Source organism: Trichocoleus sp. FACHB-90 (assembly GCF_014695505.1).
Lineage (GTDB): Bacteria > Cyanobacteriota > Cyanobacteriia > Cyanobacteriales > FACHB-T130 > Funiculus > Funiculus sociatus.
This window is the reverse complement of record NZ_JACJOK010000026.1, coordinates 22,239-38,574: the sequence shown is the minus strand read 5'-3', so window position 1 is coordinate 38,574 and position 16,336 is coordinate 22,239. Positions and strand designations below refer to the sequence as shown.

At 48.6% G+C, this 16,336-nt stretch carries 6 protein-coding genes; all 6 read right to left on the bottom strand.

Annotated features, from left to right (window positions below; translation table 11 throughout):
• Window positions 1-116: 116 nt before the first annotated feature.
• The 6 genes from H6F74_RS07705 to H6F74_RS07680 all read right to left on the bottom strand — a co-directional run bounded on the left by H6F74_RS07705 (window position 117) and on the right by H6F74_RS07680 (window position 16,315).
• Complete coding sequence (locus H6F74_RS07705) at window positions 117-731, bottom strand: rRNA large subunit pseudouridine synthase E (RefSeq protein ID WP_190438628.1); 615 nt, start codon at window positions 729-731, stop codon at window positions 117-119.
• Window positions 732-952: 221 nt separating this feature from the next.
• Window positions 953-5,626, bottom strand: coding sequence for an isopeptide-forming domain-containing fimbrial protein (locus tag H6F74_RS07700; RefSeq protein ID WP_190438626.1), 4,674 nt, complete (start codon window positions 5,624-5,626; stop codon window positions 953-955).
• Between the two features lie 392 nt (window positions 5,627-6,018).
• Complete coding sequence (locus H6F74_RS07695; protein ID WP_190438623.1) at window positions 6,019-9,063, bottom strand: DUF11 domain-containing protein; 3,045 nt, start codon at window positions 9,061-9,063, stop codon at window positions 6,019-6,021.
• Window positions 9,064-9,177: 114 nt separating this feature from the next.
• Window positions 9,178-11,271, bottom strand: coding sequence for an OmpA family protein (locus H6F74_RS07690; RefSeq protein WP_190438619.1), 2,094 nt, complete (start codon window positions 11,269-11,271; stop codon window positions 9,178-9,180).
• An 8-nt stretch (window positions 11,272-11,279) separates the two neighbouring features.
• Entirely contained in the window at window positions 11,280-15,401 is a 4,122-nt protein-coding gene (locus tag H6F74_RS07685) for a hypothetical protein (RefSeq protein ID WP_190438617.1), read from the bottom strand.
• Window positions 15,398-16,315 carry a DUF11 domain-containing protein gene (locus tag H6F74_RS07680; protein WP_190438614.1) on the bottom strand — a complete coding sequence of 306 codons (918 nt, stop codon included), beginning with the start codon at window positions 16,313-16,315 and terminating at the stop codon, window positions 15,398-15,400. The genes H6F74_RS07685 and H6F74_RS07680 overlap by 4 nt, the downstream gene beginning before the upstream one ends.
• Window positions 16,316-16,336 lie beyond the last annotated feature (21 nt).

Here is a 16,336-nt window from a genome sequence, read left to right as displayed (position 1 = left end):
CTATAAGTTTTGCTTTTGCGCGATCGCGCTAGATAGAATCTAGCAACGGCTTTGCAGTCTAGCTACTACCTAGAGGTGTGCTTGACAGTTGTTCACCGATCGCTGACAACTAACAACTACTTAATGCGACTACCATTAGTCTGACATAGCTTCTTTAATAGTTCTAGCTCAACTAAGCTTAAATCCCGCCACTGTCCGGGGTCTAGACTAACAATACTCAGATGAGCGATCGCTACCCTCACCAGTCGCAACGTCGGAAACCCCACCGCCGCCGTCATCCGCCGCACTTGGCGATTCTTTCCCTCAAACAAAGTCATCTCTAACCAAGCTGTCGGCACATTTTTCCGAAATCGAATCGGCGGCTCTCTCGGTGGTAGCGATGGTTCTGCTGGCAACAATTTCACCTTTGCCCGTCGCGTCCGGTAATCTTGAATTACCACACCTTGACGCAAACGCTCCAGAGCATCTTCATCCGGAATCCTTTCCACCTGCACCCAGTACGTCCGAGGATGCCCAAATCGAGGATTACTCAAACGATGCTGCAACTGTCCATCATTAGTCAACAGCAGCAATCCTTCACTATCATGGTCAAGACGACCCACCGGGTAAACATCCGGCACCGGGATATAATCCTTTAGCGTACTACGGTTAGCTTCTCCGACGCTATTGTCGGTAAACTGCGTCAAGACACCATAAGGCTTGTAAAAAAGCAAATATCGGTAGTCTGCCATTGGGAATTGGGAATTGGGGATGGGGGATTGGGAATTGGGAATTGGGAGAAACCCAACAAGCGTAATCGGTTTCGTTCCTCAAAAGAAGCCTACCCAATTTCTGACAACTGAGGCATTAAACATATCCGAAAATTAGGTTTCAACCTTTGATTTATAAGGCTTCTAAATTAATTCGCGGATAAGTTTATAACTGTGCTACTCAATTTCTGACAACTGACAATTTAATTAATTTTGACTCGGAAGCGGATAAAACCAAAGTTATTGCCAGAGGTGTTAGAAACATTACCCAAATTCAAAATAACTGCACCGTCAGGATTATTTTGGCTAGGACAAGCATTACCCGAAGGTAAAGGAGCAAGCGGTGAGAAAAATGTCCCTGCATCTGTATCCGCCGCATTAGTCACCGAACCCGTTGTCCCGGCTCGATTTAGCGAAATTCCGGCACCAACTCCAAAACTATCAGGGACAAACGTTGTCCCTGATGGAATCAGGTCGCAGAATCTAACATTGTTTACTGAGCCAGTACCATCAGAGAGGAAATAGATGGTGTAGTCCACCTCATCACCGCTTGTCAAAGGTGTTTCTTGTCCCAACTTACTTACTCCGATGGGCGACAGTTGAGAAAAGCCGGGAGCATCATCATTCGAGTCATTTGGGTCATTTATAAAGCTACCGAAATTAATTTCGCTAATCGGAACGCCATTTCTCATTGCATTGGTAATTCGCTTCACCAAACGCAGACGCGGTACTCCAGAAGCAGTGATAGTCAAGCCGGTTTTATCGGCAGGCCCCGTATCTCCGTAGGGAGATTGATTAATGCTACCTGGTGGAGTGATTGCATCGGTGGGTACTCCGGCAGCTGGGAATCCGGGTGCAGGAGAAGACGCGATCGCTTGGTTAAATAAATTTCCGGTAACTCCACTATTAACGATGGCATCTACAGTGACGGTAATCGTGCCATTGGGCGCTAGAATAGCCCCAGTCGCGAGTAAAGTAGGCGCGTTCGTCCCGTTATAACTTGGGTTTACCGCTGCCACTGTGCCGCTTCCAGAAGGGGTTACAGTGGGCGTTGCCGCGAGAGTCAATCCGGTAGGTAAGACATCGTTAATTTGGAAACTATTGGCAGCCCCGGCACCAGTATTGGTGTAAGTAATTGTATAGCGGACGCGATCGCCGGTCGTCACCGAACCCGTACCATCTGCATCGGTAGCTATAGCGACAGCTTTCGTCCCTGAAACCACAGGCGTTGCCACCACCGTTAACAACGTCGGATCGTCATCCCCAGTATTGCCCTGGTTGCCTTGATTAGTTCCATCATCCAATCCTTGCGGCAAATCGCTAGGCCCTGCTACCGCATCTGTAATCGAAGGACTCAATCCTCCCACTGATGTTGCACTAGCTTGGTTAGCAATCGTTGTATTTGCCGCCGCCGTCACCGTAGCACGGAACTTGATGACCACCTGACCGCCGCCTGAACCTAACGCCCCTCTGGGTTCAGCCTTGGTGAGGTTCGTGTCGGTTGTGCCGTTGTAATTGGGGTTTCCTGTCACCGTTGTTCCAGTTCCAGAGAAAGTAAAGCTGTAACTGTTAGGAACAATGCTCAAACTATTGGGCAGAGAGTCAGTTGCTAGAAAGTCAGTAATAACGGTGGTCGGATTAGAGTTCGTATAGGTAACGGTGTATTCCACCACATCGTTTTTGGTCAAAACGCCATTGTTATCGGTATCCGTGAATATACGTACAGATTTAGTTCCGTTGGGTTCAAACGGACTGACAAAATTGATGATAGTCGGGTCGCTAGGACTGCTGTTGGGCTGGCTGACATTGTTGCCTGTGCCAACACCAGGATCGCCCGGATCGTTGTTAGTACCGGGTGCCGTCGGATTATTGCTGTCACTGGCATCTGTAAGTACAGGATTACCACCATCGCCTGCGTAGTTTACTCTGCCTTGGTTAGTAATAGGACTAGCAGATCCTGGTTTGAGGCGGGCGTTGAAGGTAAGAGTCGCCGTGGCACCTGCTGGCAGGGTTCCGGGATTGGTTAAGGCGACTGAATTCCCTGTGCCATCGAAATCATCGTTAGGCAGGCTGGAGGCGACTGTAAAACCTCCAGAAACATTGATAGTATTCCGCAGTACCCGCAACTGAACCGGAATCACATCACTGATGACTAAGTTATTGATAGGGCTTGATGTAGTATTTCTAACAGTGATGGTATATTGCAGGTCATCGCCAATTGTAAGTGTTTGGGTGCCGTCGTTGTCGGTGACAAAGCGGACTGATTTATTTGCCAGGGGTACGGGGACGGCACCAACTGTAATACCCGTGGGATCGGTAGCACCATTATTGGGGTATGGGGTTTGGTCGATGTTGCCTGGTGGCGTGGTGGCATCGGTAAGCACTCCACCAGGCGGGAATCCGGGGGCATCTGAGGTGGCAGTAGCTTGATTGAATAGGTTGCCAGTAGCACCACTACCAACAGTAGCCTCTACGGTAACGGTGATGGTGCCATTTGTTGCCAGCACTGCCCCAATGTCGAGTAGAGTATTTGTCCCAGCACCGTTGTAAGCTGGATTTACGGCGGCATTGGTACCAACTCCCGTCGGGGTGACGGTGAGTGTGCCAAATATGGTTAAACCAGCAGGGAGAGGATCAACTATTTGGAAATTAGTAGCCGCAGCTGAGCCTGTGTTGGTGTAGGTAATTGTATAGCGAACGCGATCGCCCGGAGTAAGGGAACCCGTTCCATCTACATCTGCTGCTAGTGCTACAGATTTTGTCCCAGCAACAGCAGCAGCAGCACCAATAGTGGTGGTGTCAGTAGCTCTGTTGTTGTTCGCTCCTTGGCGAGTGGGATCGTTGGGGTCGGTGACATCATTGGGTCGCAACACAGTGGCGGTGTTGCTTAGCGTTCCCGAAGCAGTGGGAGAAATCGTACCCGTCACCGTGTAAGTCGCGATCGCTCCATTGTTGAGATTCACGGTCGTGTTAATATCCCCAGAACCACTAGCAGCAACGCAGCTACCAATACCAGAGGTAATTGCACAACTCCAAGTCGGGTTGGCGATCGTATCTGGAAGGTCGTCAATGACCGAAGCTCCCGTCACATTGCTGGGGCCGTTATTTGTAACTGTAATGGTGTAAGTAATAGCACTGCCAGAAATGACGGTAGTTGGAGTGCGAGTTTTAGTAATTGCCAGGTCAGCTTGGCGAATTAAAATTCGATTTTGAAGGCTTGTTGCTGACGAGGGGAAATACGCCCAGGTATCCATTCCCCTTCTATCGCCGAAATTACTACTCCATTTGTGAGCGCCTCCCGAACTGTCAACGCCAGCTAAGCCACTGCGGGGAGTTGGGGGAGTGCCATAACATCCAGCAGCACCAGCATCTGGCGGCGGTGGTGGTGGTGGCTCTGGCGGTGGGGGTGCTGCGGCACACAAACTGTAATCGTAAGTATTGCTGCCGTTGTAGTTGTATCTGTCGTTATAGTAAACAACATTGGGATTAAGACCGGCGGGAGTAATGCGCTGGATTATCAGACCGTTAGGGTTGTTTTCTGGATCTAGGATGGGAAAATGGGTTTCTCCAGCAAATAAGCTAATTTGGGCATCGTAAGCGGTCGCTCCAGCAGGGACGGGAATTCCATTAGCGTCCCTCCCATCCCAAGGAACAGAATTTGGTCCGGCACCTGCCGAACCAACCAGGATGCGATCGTCAGCATCGCCATAGATCCCGTTGTTATTGAGATCCAGCCTAATTTGGTAGCTTCCGGGTGCGGAAGCATTGAAGGAAAATTGACCGCCTAACGGCGATGTTCCTGCTGCATTAGGCGTTCCTTCATTTCCCGTAAATGCAAAATTGCTAGCCGTTGGTGGGGGTGCTGTCGTCGGATTGAGCCACGTTGTGCCGCTTCGTGAAGTTGCCGTTTGGGGCATTGCATTATTAGGAATGTTAAAGAAAAGCTTATGGGTTCTGTCTATAGGTGTGTCTGGCTGGTTGGGGTTGCGAAAGGTAATGCCAGGAGGCAACGTGCCGGGATTAGCACCCGTCAGTTGAATGGATTGAAAAAGTGGGTTGCCGCTAGTGTCTGTAAACCCTTGCTCATCTGCAAAAAAGGTGAATCCAAAGGGATCGAGTCCATTACCATCGACTCGATATTGATAGCCGTCTCTAGTAAGAACTACAAGTGCAGAACTGAAAGAGCGACTGTTACCTCCCATGTTTAGAGCTAAATAATTGGCATAGGCTCGTCCGGTAACGACTGCACCCCCAGCATCTCGCACGGTGACATCCCAAGCGGCGACAAACGTATTAGCCGCGGTCTGAGCTGACCAGTTAGCATTGGCAGCAGAAGGGGTTGGGTTCGTAGGAAGACTGCCAGGACTGGGGCTGACAAAATCAATTTCCCAAATTCCAGATCCAGCAGCTGTACTCTGAGCACCAGTAACTGTACAGGGAACGAAGCCGCCGCTACCCGGATTAGGGTTAGGGCCAGCAACCTCTTGCGCCCGGTTGGCGATAAAACCTGCTCCACCACAACTACCAGCTGTCCCGTTGGGCGATCGATAGTTAATCGTACCCGAACCAATTCCGACGGCACTGGAGCCGAGATCGATAGTTTCTCCTGACTGGACGTAAACTTTAATGGTGGTTCTGCGGGGTACTCCGGCAATAAATGCTGAAGCGTTAGTGCTGTATTCCAAATAGGGTCTGTTACCACCACTAGAAGTCAAGTTGACACTGCCTTCCCCATAAGCCGATTGTGTCCAGCTGCTCGCTGCCGCCATCAAAAATGCCAGAGTGCCAATCAGATTAACTTTTTGCTGCTTGGAGACGCTGTACAAGGAAGTTCCTACTCTAGGAACACCTGAAATGGATTTAAAAAATAAGTTCATAGCTAGCTTTTTAAAAATTCGACAATATACATAACTAGCGCAGTATTTATAACAAATTTTGCTAGAGTGTTTAAATTCCAGATATTCAGTAACAGCTAGCAACAGCTAACTGTAATTATTGAGTTTATTTACCCATTTGGGTTTTTCTTTAGATAGATGGGACAAAGGAAATAATAGCACTTTCAAAGGTTCAAAAGTGCTGAAAGCAGAATAATTGGCAACTCCAGATCGTTAAATTTCTTTAACTTTGAGTTATAAAAGAATCATTACTATAAACTCAGTATTTATAACCAAGTAGAGATAGAATTACCATCATTTGAAGCCTATATTTACATTCCTGCTTTATTGGTTAGTTCAATCCGCAGTTATTGAAGCTGAGATTTACAATTTACTCAATTAACTTTGACGCGGAAGCGTACAAAACCAAAATTGCTACCACTTTGATTAGAAACATTACCTAGATTAACAATTGCCGCCCCATCAGAATTAGTTTGGCTAGGGCAAGCATTACCCGCAGGCAAAGGAGTTAAAGGCGAGAAAAATGTCCCTTCGTCTGCATCTAAAACATTAGTTCGGGGAGCAACAGTCCCGGATTGATTCACGGAAATTCCGGCACCAGCTCCAAAACTGTCAGGGATAAACGTTGTCGCAGCCGGAACCGGATCGCATAGTCTGACATTGTTAGCGATCGCAGTACCATCAGAAAGGTAATAAATGGTGTATTCCACCTCATCGCCGGTTTGCAACGATGTCTCAGAGCCTAGCTGGGAAACTCCTACTGGCGACAATTGCGACCAGCCAGCAGCGTTATCATTGTCATCTGTTGGGTCATCCACAAAGCTTGCAAAGTTAACTCCGCTAAGCGGCACACCACCCCGACTAATTGATGTAATTCGCTTTACCAAACGCAGACGCGGGTTTCCAGCATTTCCACCTACGTTGACTACAGTTGGTTCATCATCCGCAGGATTAGGGAGGTTCCCTTGGTTATTACCGTCATCTATGACTTGAGGCAAGTCGCCTTCATTTTGTGCAGCATCGCTGACAGATAAATCAACGGTTCCACCTGTAGATGTGGCAGTAGCTTGGTTGAGAATCTGCGTACCAGCTGGCGCTGTGATCACTGCTTGGAACTTCATAACCACCTGAGAGCCATTTCCCCCCAAATTTCCCAAAGATGTTGGGTTAGTCAGGTTCTGGTCAGTTGTGCCGTTGAAATTAGGATTTCCTGTCACCGTTGTTCCAGCACCGGAGGCGGTAAAGCTGTAACTCCCTGGAACGAAACGCAACTTACTGGTGTCGATGCGGTCAGTCACTAGCAAGTTGGTGACTGGAGTAGGGGCGCCATTAAAGTAGGTAATGGTGTATTCAACAATATCCCCAGTCGTCACGGAACCGCTAGCATCTGCGTCGTTGGATAGACGAACTGATTTGATGCCAGTGGGCGTAACTGGGTTGGGTTGAATAGTTGTAGTATTGGTTGACGTGTTGTTGTCAGGATTGGGGTCGGTGACATCATTAGGTCGCGTGACCGTTGCCGTGTTGGTTAATTCTCCAGATGGGGTGGTGGGAGAGATGGCACCTGTGACGGTATAGGTGGCAACAGCCCCGCTATTGAGATTTACCGTAGTGTTGATAGCATTCCCCGTACCGCTAGCTTGAGCGCAACTACCAGTACCCGTGGTGATGGCGCAAGTCCATGTTACTCCGGTGATTTGAGCGGGAACAGTGTCTATCACTGTTGCTGCTGTGACGTTAGAGGGGCCGTTGTTGGTGACAGTAATAGTGTAGGTAATGGGACTACCTGCAACGACTGGGTTCGTCACAAGGGTTTTTTGAATTTGCAAATCGGCTGCTGATATCCTGATGCCTGTTTCAAGAGCAGTCACCGTAGACGGGTAGTATGTCCAGGTATCAATGCCTCTGTTATCACCAAAGAGGTTAGTAAACCCATGAGCGCCATTAATACTGGAAACCCCTCCCAGAGCGTTCACAGGAATGGGCGCTCCGGCAACTTGTTGATTATTAGTTAAAGGAGCGTCGTTATAGTAGACCTCAAAAGGGTTCGGAGTCGGTAGCGTTGCCACATTTGGCTCATTGAGTCGCTGGATAATCAGACCTTCCGGGTTGTTTTCTGGGTCTAGAAACGGAAAATGAATTTCACCCGCACTGAGTACAATTTGCGCTCCGTAAGGGATATCTCTAGCAGCAACATTCACTCCATTGGCATCTAACCCATCCCAAGCTACAGTGTTGACCCCAGACTCTGCTACACCAACCAGTACGCGATCGTTGGCGTTGCCGTATGTACTGTCTCCGTTGAGATCGAGAACAATTCTGAAACTGCCTTGTGAGGGGGTGTTAAAGCTGAAAGTACCTCCCAAGGGGTCAGTAGTACCAGCTTGACCGTTAGTCCCCTCTGTGCCTGTAAATGTAAAATCAGTGGGAGTAGGGGGTGCCACGGCTGGTGTCAGTAGCCATGTGCGGCCGCCACTAGCTGGAGTTATGGGTGCTTCCAGCGGCAGGGTAGGACTGGGTTGATTAAAGAAGATTTTATAGGTGACATCCGTCCCGAAATCTGGCTGATTCGGGTTATATACGTTACTTCCTGCAAGCGGAACAGATTGGTAAATCGGACCCCCGGTTGGAGTTGGTGTGAAACCTTTGTTATTGGCAAAGAAGATAAATCCAAAGGGATCGACACGGTTCAGATCGATTCGGTACAGATAGCCTTCATCGGTGAGAATAACGGCTTCGGATTGGAGACTTCGCCCATTGGCTCCCAGGTTGAGTGACAGATAATTGGCATAGGCTCGACCGGGGATGGGTTGATTTCCGTTGGCAACTGTGACATCCCAGGCTGTCACAACACCAGTATTCGGCTGCGTCCAGTTAGCTTGAGCAGGGACTGGAGGTGGGTTGTTACTAATAGCAGCATTAGTAGGATTTGGGCTGACAAAATCAATTTCCCAAATTCCTGCTCCGGCTGCGGTAGTCTGAGCCGGCGTAATGATGCAGGGAGTGTAGCCTGCGGGATTGAGCGGCGCAGGACCAGCAACCTCTTGCGCTCGGTTGACAATCTTACCGATACCTGCATCACAAGAAGTGAAAGTAATGCTATTGGGCGCCCTATATCTGATCTCGCCAACTCCAACACCAACGGCACTGGAACCAAGATAGATGGTTTCTCCTGGATTAGCAAAAACTCTAATTCTGCTTCGACGCGGTATTGGAGTATCCAGAAATGTAGCCGCTTCATAATATTCCAGGTAAGGGCGATCGCCTGGGTTATCGGTCAGTTCCCGGCTGCCTTCAGCATATGCAACTTTACTGGCAGCACTAATAGTACAGATGGCAAGGGCAAGGCTACCGCAAAGACGACTCCAGCGGGTAAGGGGAGTTTGATTTGTTGGGGAATGCGGGTAAAGTTTCAACATCAAACTAACAGTTTCCTCACACTTGGTCTGGCAACATCATCAAAAAGTAAAAGGCAAAAGAAAGAATTATTTTTTTCTTTTGCATGAGAGCATGAGGGCATGAGAGCCTTTTTCCTACTCCAACTGCAAATCTTGTTCTTGAACAAACAGATCGATACCTCTGGCATCCCTGAAGATAAATTCGACGCGACGGTTACGGGCATGATCTAGACGGCTTCTTCCAACTACTCGCGGCTGACTTTCGCCCAAGGCGCGAATTGTCATTCGTTCTGGGGGAATTCCCTGACGCAGTAAGTAATTTCTCACTGCGATCGCGCGTCGATTTGATAAGTTCAGATTATAAGCATCGCTGGCTCTGGGATCGGTGTGTCCTCGAAGTTCAATGACGATTTGGGGATTTTCTCGTAAAACTTGGGCAATTCGGTTGAGAATTCTGGCACTCTCTGGACTCAGGGTGGCTTTATCGAGGGCAAAGTGTACGTTGGTTGGGACGCTAATTCTGATTGGTTCTGGCGGTGTGGGTTCTGGTTCTGGTTCTTCCGGCGGCTGCTGTACTACAGGCGGGACAGGCTCGGTGGTACATTGAGGAATTGTCCCCAGTCTGCTTCGCAAGATATTCCTGCTGGTGAAGTTGGTGGTGGAAGTGAGGTTTATCCGGTCGCCGCCTGGTGAGACAATTTCAGCATTGGCGGCGGCTTCAGAGGTGCCGAATTTTGGGATAGTAGCGATCGCGCTCACTAATTCCCCTGGTTGCATCTCCACACTGGCGCTAAATTTCCCCTCTTCATCCGCTACAACTCTAGTCAGGGGTTCGCTTAAAGGGCCATAGGATATCCCGGCTTCTTTCTGAACCCGATAAATTGACACCTCTGAACCCGGATCAGCGGTGCCTAAAATATTAGTTGTAGTACCCACCGTATAAAATTCCGAACTTACAAATTGCGGGGGATTTATGGCAGAGTTACCTGTATCAAGACGGCGATTTTTGGAATTGCGTAGTGGGTTGGGCCCGTCTCCCCGTTGGTAGGCTTGTACGTTCACATTTTCCTGTGCTACTAAGTCAATGCTTAGTCCCTCTAAGTTATTAAAACGATTGCCTAGGATGATGTTGCGATCGCTCTTAGGATAAGCCGCCACTACAACACCAGCGCCAGTTTGATTGCTAATTTGATTATTATTCACCTGGTGGCCATCTCCCATCAGATAAACTCCTGCCCGACGAAAGCGGCGACCATTATATGTAATCTGGTTATCGTTAATCTGCGCTGAGCCTTCCGGCTTGAACAAATAGACCCCACTACCATCGTTTCCGCAAATCAAATTTGAGTTGATTTGAGCTTTTTCAATCTCTCCTTCCAATCGGATAGCATCCGGCATTCCAGCAATTCCATTACCAACAATGATGTTTTCTGTAACTTGCAAATTGTTGGCTTTTACAGCGCTAATTATCCCGCTACCGTCGTGGTAAGAAATTCGGTTTCTTCGGATTGTTGTCCCTAAGCTGTTAAACACATATACCCCAAATGCCGAAGTAGTTTGAGGCACCTTTTGCTCTAGTGGAATCCCTAACCAGTTGTTCTCAATTACTACATTTTTTGGAGCATTTTCCGGTGTCTGTTTTCCTTGGTCGCCAACAACAGCAACAGACTGAGGGCTATCAATGAAAATATCCGCTGGTGGTAAAGTGGCAGTAGCCTCAAGACGGGACGTGAAACCGTAAAGACTCAAACCGCGAATTGTCACCCCATCAGCAACAATTGTTAAGCCGCGAAATACCTCTCGATCTGCTGCGGGAGTTATTGTAACAGAAGGAATTGGAATTGCAATTTCCGCAGTTGCAGATTTTTCGGCATCATACCCCGGTTGGGTTGTACCATCTATAACCAATCCCGGAGAGGATAGCGGTGGCAAAACATCAACTAGCCGGATAGTAGTTTCTGAGGCTGGCAAATCAAAGGCAATTAGCGAACTATTTCCAACAGGTGAAACCAGCGTTTGTTCAGTGCTACTCAGACGCTCTAAAGGCAAAGTTCCATTAGCAATCTCAATAGCTTCGCGCAAAGTAAGAGCGCTATCCGGATTGACTGCTCCATCCTGATTACTATTAACAACAATCCTAAAATTTGCTGTTTGAGCAGTTCCAGTGAAAGGCAAAAAGCAAAAGTAACTCGGCAAAAGAAAGAAGGTAAAAATAGTTTTCTTTTTCATGTTTCTTTTTACTCTTGACTTTCTGTTGCTACAGGTTGTACCAAAGATTCTTGCTGCTGGGGTGGTGCAACTTTTTGTCGTCCAAAGCCGCCAAATAGCTCGTTTACCTTCAGCGTCAAACCGAAATAAATCCCACCATCCGACCGATAGCCGCTAAAATCGCGATCGTCCACACTACCAAAGCTATATCCCAACGAAGCTCGTAAATCAGGCGTTACATAATAACCCGCTTCTACAGCAAAACCTGTTTCGTTGAAATTCACATCCGGCTGACCAATCCAGCGTCCTTCTCCCGCTACATCCCAGCGGTAGCCCAATCGATAAGTCACCCGCATTTGTGTTAAAAACACGGTGGAAGAATTGCTGAAGTTGTTGGATAAATAAGTTTCGCTTTGGCGCACCGCCCCTTTACCGTAAAATTCCCACCGCCAGGAAGGAGCATATATCGCTTCAGCAGCAAAAACGTGATCTGTGTATCCCGTACCAGTTCCTAACAGCAATGTTTCAGGAATTGTTGAAGGATTGCGGCGATATTCATAGCTGAGTAAAGCGTTAAATTTATCCGAGACTGGGTTACGGTAAGCCATGCCCAGCTTGATATCTACCGTGTCTCCCAATGCCCGTAATAATTGGTTTGCGCCATTGGCTTGTTGATAGCGGAACAAAGCAGTTAGAGAAGGTGAAAGTTTCCCAGCAGCACCCGCAGCGATAACAGTATTGTTACCACCAGATCCGGTACGATGTTCGACGCGGGCGGAGGCTTGGAAGTTGGGGTTATCAGTGTATTCGAGTCCCACACTGTAGGCATCGCCGCCGACAATCCCTAAAGCAGAGGCACTTTGACCTGTGGCATAGGGTTGGGCAAATCGTTGTCCAGCAGCAGTGCGCCCAAACTGGTCGCTGAAGATATGCTCGTAACCGAGCAGGACTCGCAAACCTGGGGCGATTGCCCAGGTATGATTTAAACCGACGGCTCCCTGACCAGTGATGCTGTTGAAGCCGCTAATAATCGAGTAGCGACCTGTGATGGAGGTGTTTTCGCCTATTTTCTGTTCTACGATTGTATCCAAGCTGCTGATCGAGTCGCGCCCAAATACTCTTGTATTTACAAATTGGTGGGCGAGTCGCAGGCTAACGCCTTTCATTACCTCGTAGTCGAGTCCGAAAGTAGTGCGGTTGGGATAAAGCGGGTCGCTGTCGTCTAGGTTTAGCTCGTTTTGGGCGCGGAAGGTGAGGGCGCGACTCAGGGGAATGTTGGCGCGGGAGACGATTTGGCTGGCATCACTGTCGAAGGTATCGCCAAGGCGATCGTCGCGGGAGCGATTGACGTATTCTAGGCTGAGATCGGCAGCACCAAATCTTTGCAAAACGCCTGCGCGGATGGTGGTGAGGGAGTTATCGACTCGTTCTCCTGGTATGGGTTGGGGTTGGGGATCGAAGATGTCGAAAAAGTTGATCCTTTCGGCGGGAGCAATGCCAAAGTTAATTTCGTGGTCGTAGCTGGCACTTACTTGGGTGGTGGTAGTAACTTGGGTTGCGACACTAGCGCCGTATCTAGTTTGTCCGGGGGTGAAGCTGGTGGTGGCGTTGTTGGCAAAGCCTTCTTCCACCGAACGGTAATAACCACGGGCTAAGATAGTACGAGCGATCGCGCCATATGCTTCCAATCGATAGGCATTCCCTGTCACATTTCCCAAAAAGGGATTGTTGTTTCTTGAGTGGGCATATTCCCCGACAATTTGCCCGTCTTTCCCCAAGGGGACTAGGAAATCTGCCCCATACAGTTCAAAATCTTGCGCCCCTTCGTCTTGTCGCCAATAACTCGCCCCCAGCCAACTTTGTTGCCCAAACTCTTGCGAGAAATTGTATTGCAACCGCCCAGCATAGATATTCGTGCTGTCGCCTGGTGTAGCTTCATGCTGGTAAGTCACCACAATTCGCCGCACCTGAGTGACACCAAAGGGGTCAAACTCTGTAGCGAAGACGGGACGGCGGAACAGTAGTGTCCCCCGGTCATAGTCAATTTCGTAGTCTGCACCGCGAAATAGTTGTTTGCGCGATGTAACGGTTCCGGGGCGATTAATTTCCTCTGTTTCTACAAAAACATTTTCGCTGCCAGGAATCAGCAGGCGGCGGGAGAGAAAGTAATAGCCGCTGGTGCCGCTAGGAGCAATGGTGTCTCGCTGGAAACCTTCGACATCCGGGCTATACAGGGCAGTAATTTGTAAATTGCCCAGGTTGTAGTTGCCCTTGAAACCGTGCAGTTGACGATTAGTGGCGCTATATAGTTGGGAGGCGCGGGCGAATTCTGTGGTGTTGTAGTCGCCCCACATCCCATAGTCTGGTTCGGAACCCGGAACTGGAGAAGTACGTTCCATCCGCAGATAAACGCTATCTGTGGAGGGGGTTAGATAATCGACGCTGGAGCTATCGCCGTAGACGGGATATTGTTGTTCGCAGAATTGGGGGCCTCGGAATAGGCGAGTGATGCCATCGCAGGTTTCGTTGAGGTTGCGGGCGCTATTATATGCTCCTGTAAATAGCCATTCCCCTACTTTCCCTGTGGCGAAGACAGCGGCGCTCAAATCAATGCCCATGCCTTCGTCGATGGTGTCGGGATCGAGGAAATCACGACGAGAACCCCAGTAATTTGTACCTCTTGAGCCAATCCGTAAATTTATCACGCCCGAAGCTATGGAGGGGCGCAGGTTGGTAATAAATTCTACCTGGGTAAAAGTTTCTAATTCATTGGTGTAGTTTGCCTGTTTAGTGGGTAGTAAGTAGTCGCTTTGGGTAGGTAATCCTACTTGAGGATTGATTGGGCGATCGCTTTGTCTAGGTAATCCACCAACTTCAGGACTGATGGCTCGATTTTCAGTCAAAGGCGGCAATGCTGTTGGTGTGGAGCTATTTTCTTGCGTCCGATTGATTTCCTCGATCTGCTCTCGTTTCTCTGTGGTAGTTGTGGCAGCACGAATGCGGACTTTTTGAGCTTCCAAACTGGATTGCAGTTCGGCGGCAAATTGTCCTTCCTTGGCAACGACCTGAAATCCGGGTAAGTCTTTGTCGTCGTCAGCACCGATAAATTTACCCGCACTGGCAGTTAAAGTTACTACCGCATCTTGGCGGATTAATTCTCCGTTTTCATCGGTGATTTTGCCTTCCAGCTTAATTGTGGAGCGACCATCAGCGCGAACGCGGGCATCTCCCACTGGAGATATTTCTATGCGCTCGGTTGTGTCTTTAACATTTAATTGGAGAGTAACTGGCGTGCCTTGTGCAGCTTGGATTGCGATCGCGTTCTCGCCTTTCTCCAAAGGAATGTTATACCAAACCTGAGTAGTAATATTCTGTGCCTCGTTTCGCTCAACACTAGAGCGAATTTTAGGATCGAGAGGCTTGTTATTGACGGTGACTTGTATTTGAGATTGGGAATTGTACTGAACTACAAGGTTAGTGGAACGCGCTCCTATTTCTTTACTCTTGGGAGCCAGAATCCGGACTTCTGTGGGTGATAAAGTGCTTTCATTACCGGATTCTTCAGCTTGAGCATTAGTTGGCGATACAGATTCCCTCAGTTCACTATTAGCTGGCGCTTCCTTTGTAGAATCCTGTGTTTTCTGGGGTATTGGGTTGCTGGGCGATTCGGATTGAGCTAACTTTTTAACTTCTGTTTGATTTCCCTGTTTCCCCTCAAAACGCGGGGAAGATAAAGACGCTTCCTGCAAAAATTCGGGTAAAGCCGCTGGTGTTTCAGCCTGCGTTTGTTGAGGTAGAGATTCACTTTGCAATAGCAAGTTTAGCGGTAGCGCTGCTGTGCCTGACCCCTCCCCAATCGCTTGCTGAAGTCCGTAAAGAGGCAACGTTTGGGGTAAATTCTCTGCTGGTAAGACTTCTAAATTCTCTGTTGTCGTTTCTTCGGTAGCCGTCTCCTCAGCAATGGGAGAGATATCTGAATCCTGAATCTCAAACTCTGAATCTTTCTTGGCTCCGTCCGAAGATTGTACAGGTAGTTCATCAGCCTTAACAGATCGGGGAAGCAGAAAATAAACTGTAAAAACTAAAAACAAAGAAAAGGAAGAAAAGATTTTTTCTTTTGCTTTGGCATGATTGCCTTTTGCCTTATTCATGGCTGCCCCTCGCCATACGCGGGTGTCACTCCGAAATTCATTCTTACCAGTCCTCCTGGTTGCAGTTGCACCAAGCGAGACTGACTATTGCGCTCAATAAAGCGTTTGTTTGGAGCCAGCGTGTATCCCGGCAGACTGGTTAAGTCCAGAGTGCCTGTACGATAACCGGATAGCACATTGGCTAGAGAAAACAGCCCATTCGGATCGGTGGTGATGCGGTTGCCGTCATCCATAAAAATTACGGCATTTGGCACTCCAGGCTCTCCTGGCTGCTGTTCGCCGTCAAAGTTTTTATCGACAAATACCCGCCCAATTAGGGTGCCGCAGTCTGATAAAATTCCGGGTCTAATGCGTAGCTGATGCGTGGCGATGTTGCTCCTGGCTTCCTGAGCTTGATTTTTCCCGTCACCCCGCACTGCGTCTGGTGTTACTACGGCGGCATAGACAATGTTCAATGTCTCATTGGGAGCCAATCTGGGATAAATAAAAGTAATTGTCCGGTTAGAGGTGCTAGCTGGCTGTAATGTTACTGGAGTAGTTGAGGTGCCAGTGGAGAGAGAGCCTTGCAAAGCTTTAGGCAAATATTGCAACCCGACAGGCAGTTTGTCTGTGATGACGATGTTGCTGGCGGCTGCTGTACCAGTGTTTTTCAGCGCGAGGCGGTAGATAACGGTATCGCCCGGTTCAGCTGCGGCGCGATCGCCTGTTTTAATTAACTCTAGTACAGCTTGTCCTGCTGTAAGCGTTGTTTGATTCGATTGCACGCCGCCTGGTGGCAGATTGTCACCATTAGCTGAAGCTGAATTTAAGATTTCAACTGAGCTAACAGGTAACGGCTGATAGGCAACCGAACAAGTCAATATGACTGTTAGAGGTAGGTAAATACGCTCTAACAGATTTAACAGGTATTTCATCAGCAAATATAACTAAATAAA

What these genes read in the sequence shown, in the direction of transcription:
- H6F74_RS07685 (WP_190438617.1), bottom strand. Translation starts at nt 15,401, where the DNA reads ATGAATAAGGCAAAAGGCAATCATGCCAAAGCAAAAGAAAAAATCTTT.
- H6F74_RS07695 (WP_190438623.1), bottom strand. Translation starts at nt 9,063, where the DNA reads ATGTTGAAACTTTACCCGCATTCCCCAACAAATCAAACTCCCCTTACC.
- H6F74_RS07705 (WP_190438628.1), bottom strand. Translation starts at nt 731, where the DNA reads ATGGCAGACTACCGATATTTGCTTTTTTACAAGCCTTATGGTGTCTTG.
- H6F74_RS07700 (WP_190438626.1), bottom strand. Translation starts at nt 5,626, where the DNA reads ATGAACTTATTTTTTAAATCCATTTCAGGTGTTCCTAGAGTAGGAACT.
- H6F74_RS07690 (WP_190438619.1), bottom strand. Translation starts at nt 11,271, where the DNA reads ATGAAAAAGAAAACTATTTTTACCTTCTTTCTTTTGCCGAGTTACTTT.
- H6F74_RS07680 (WP_190438614.1), bottom strand. Translation starts at nt 16,315, where the DNA reads ATGAAATACCTGTTAAATCTGTTAGAGCGTATTTACCTACCTCTAACA.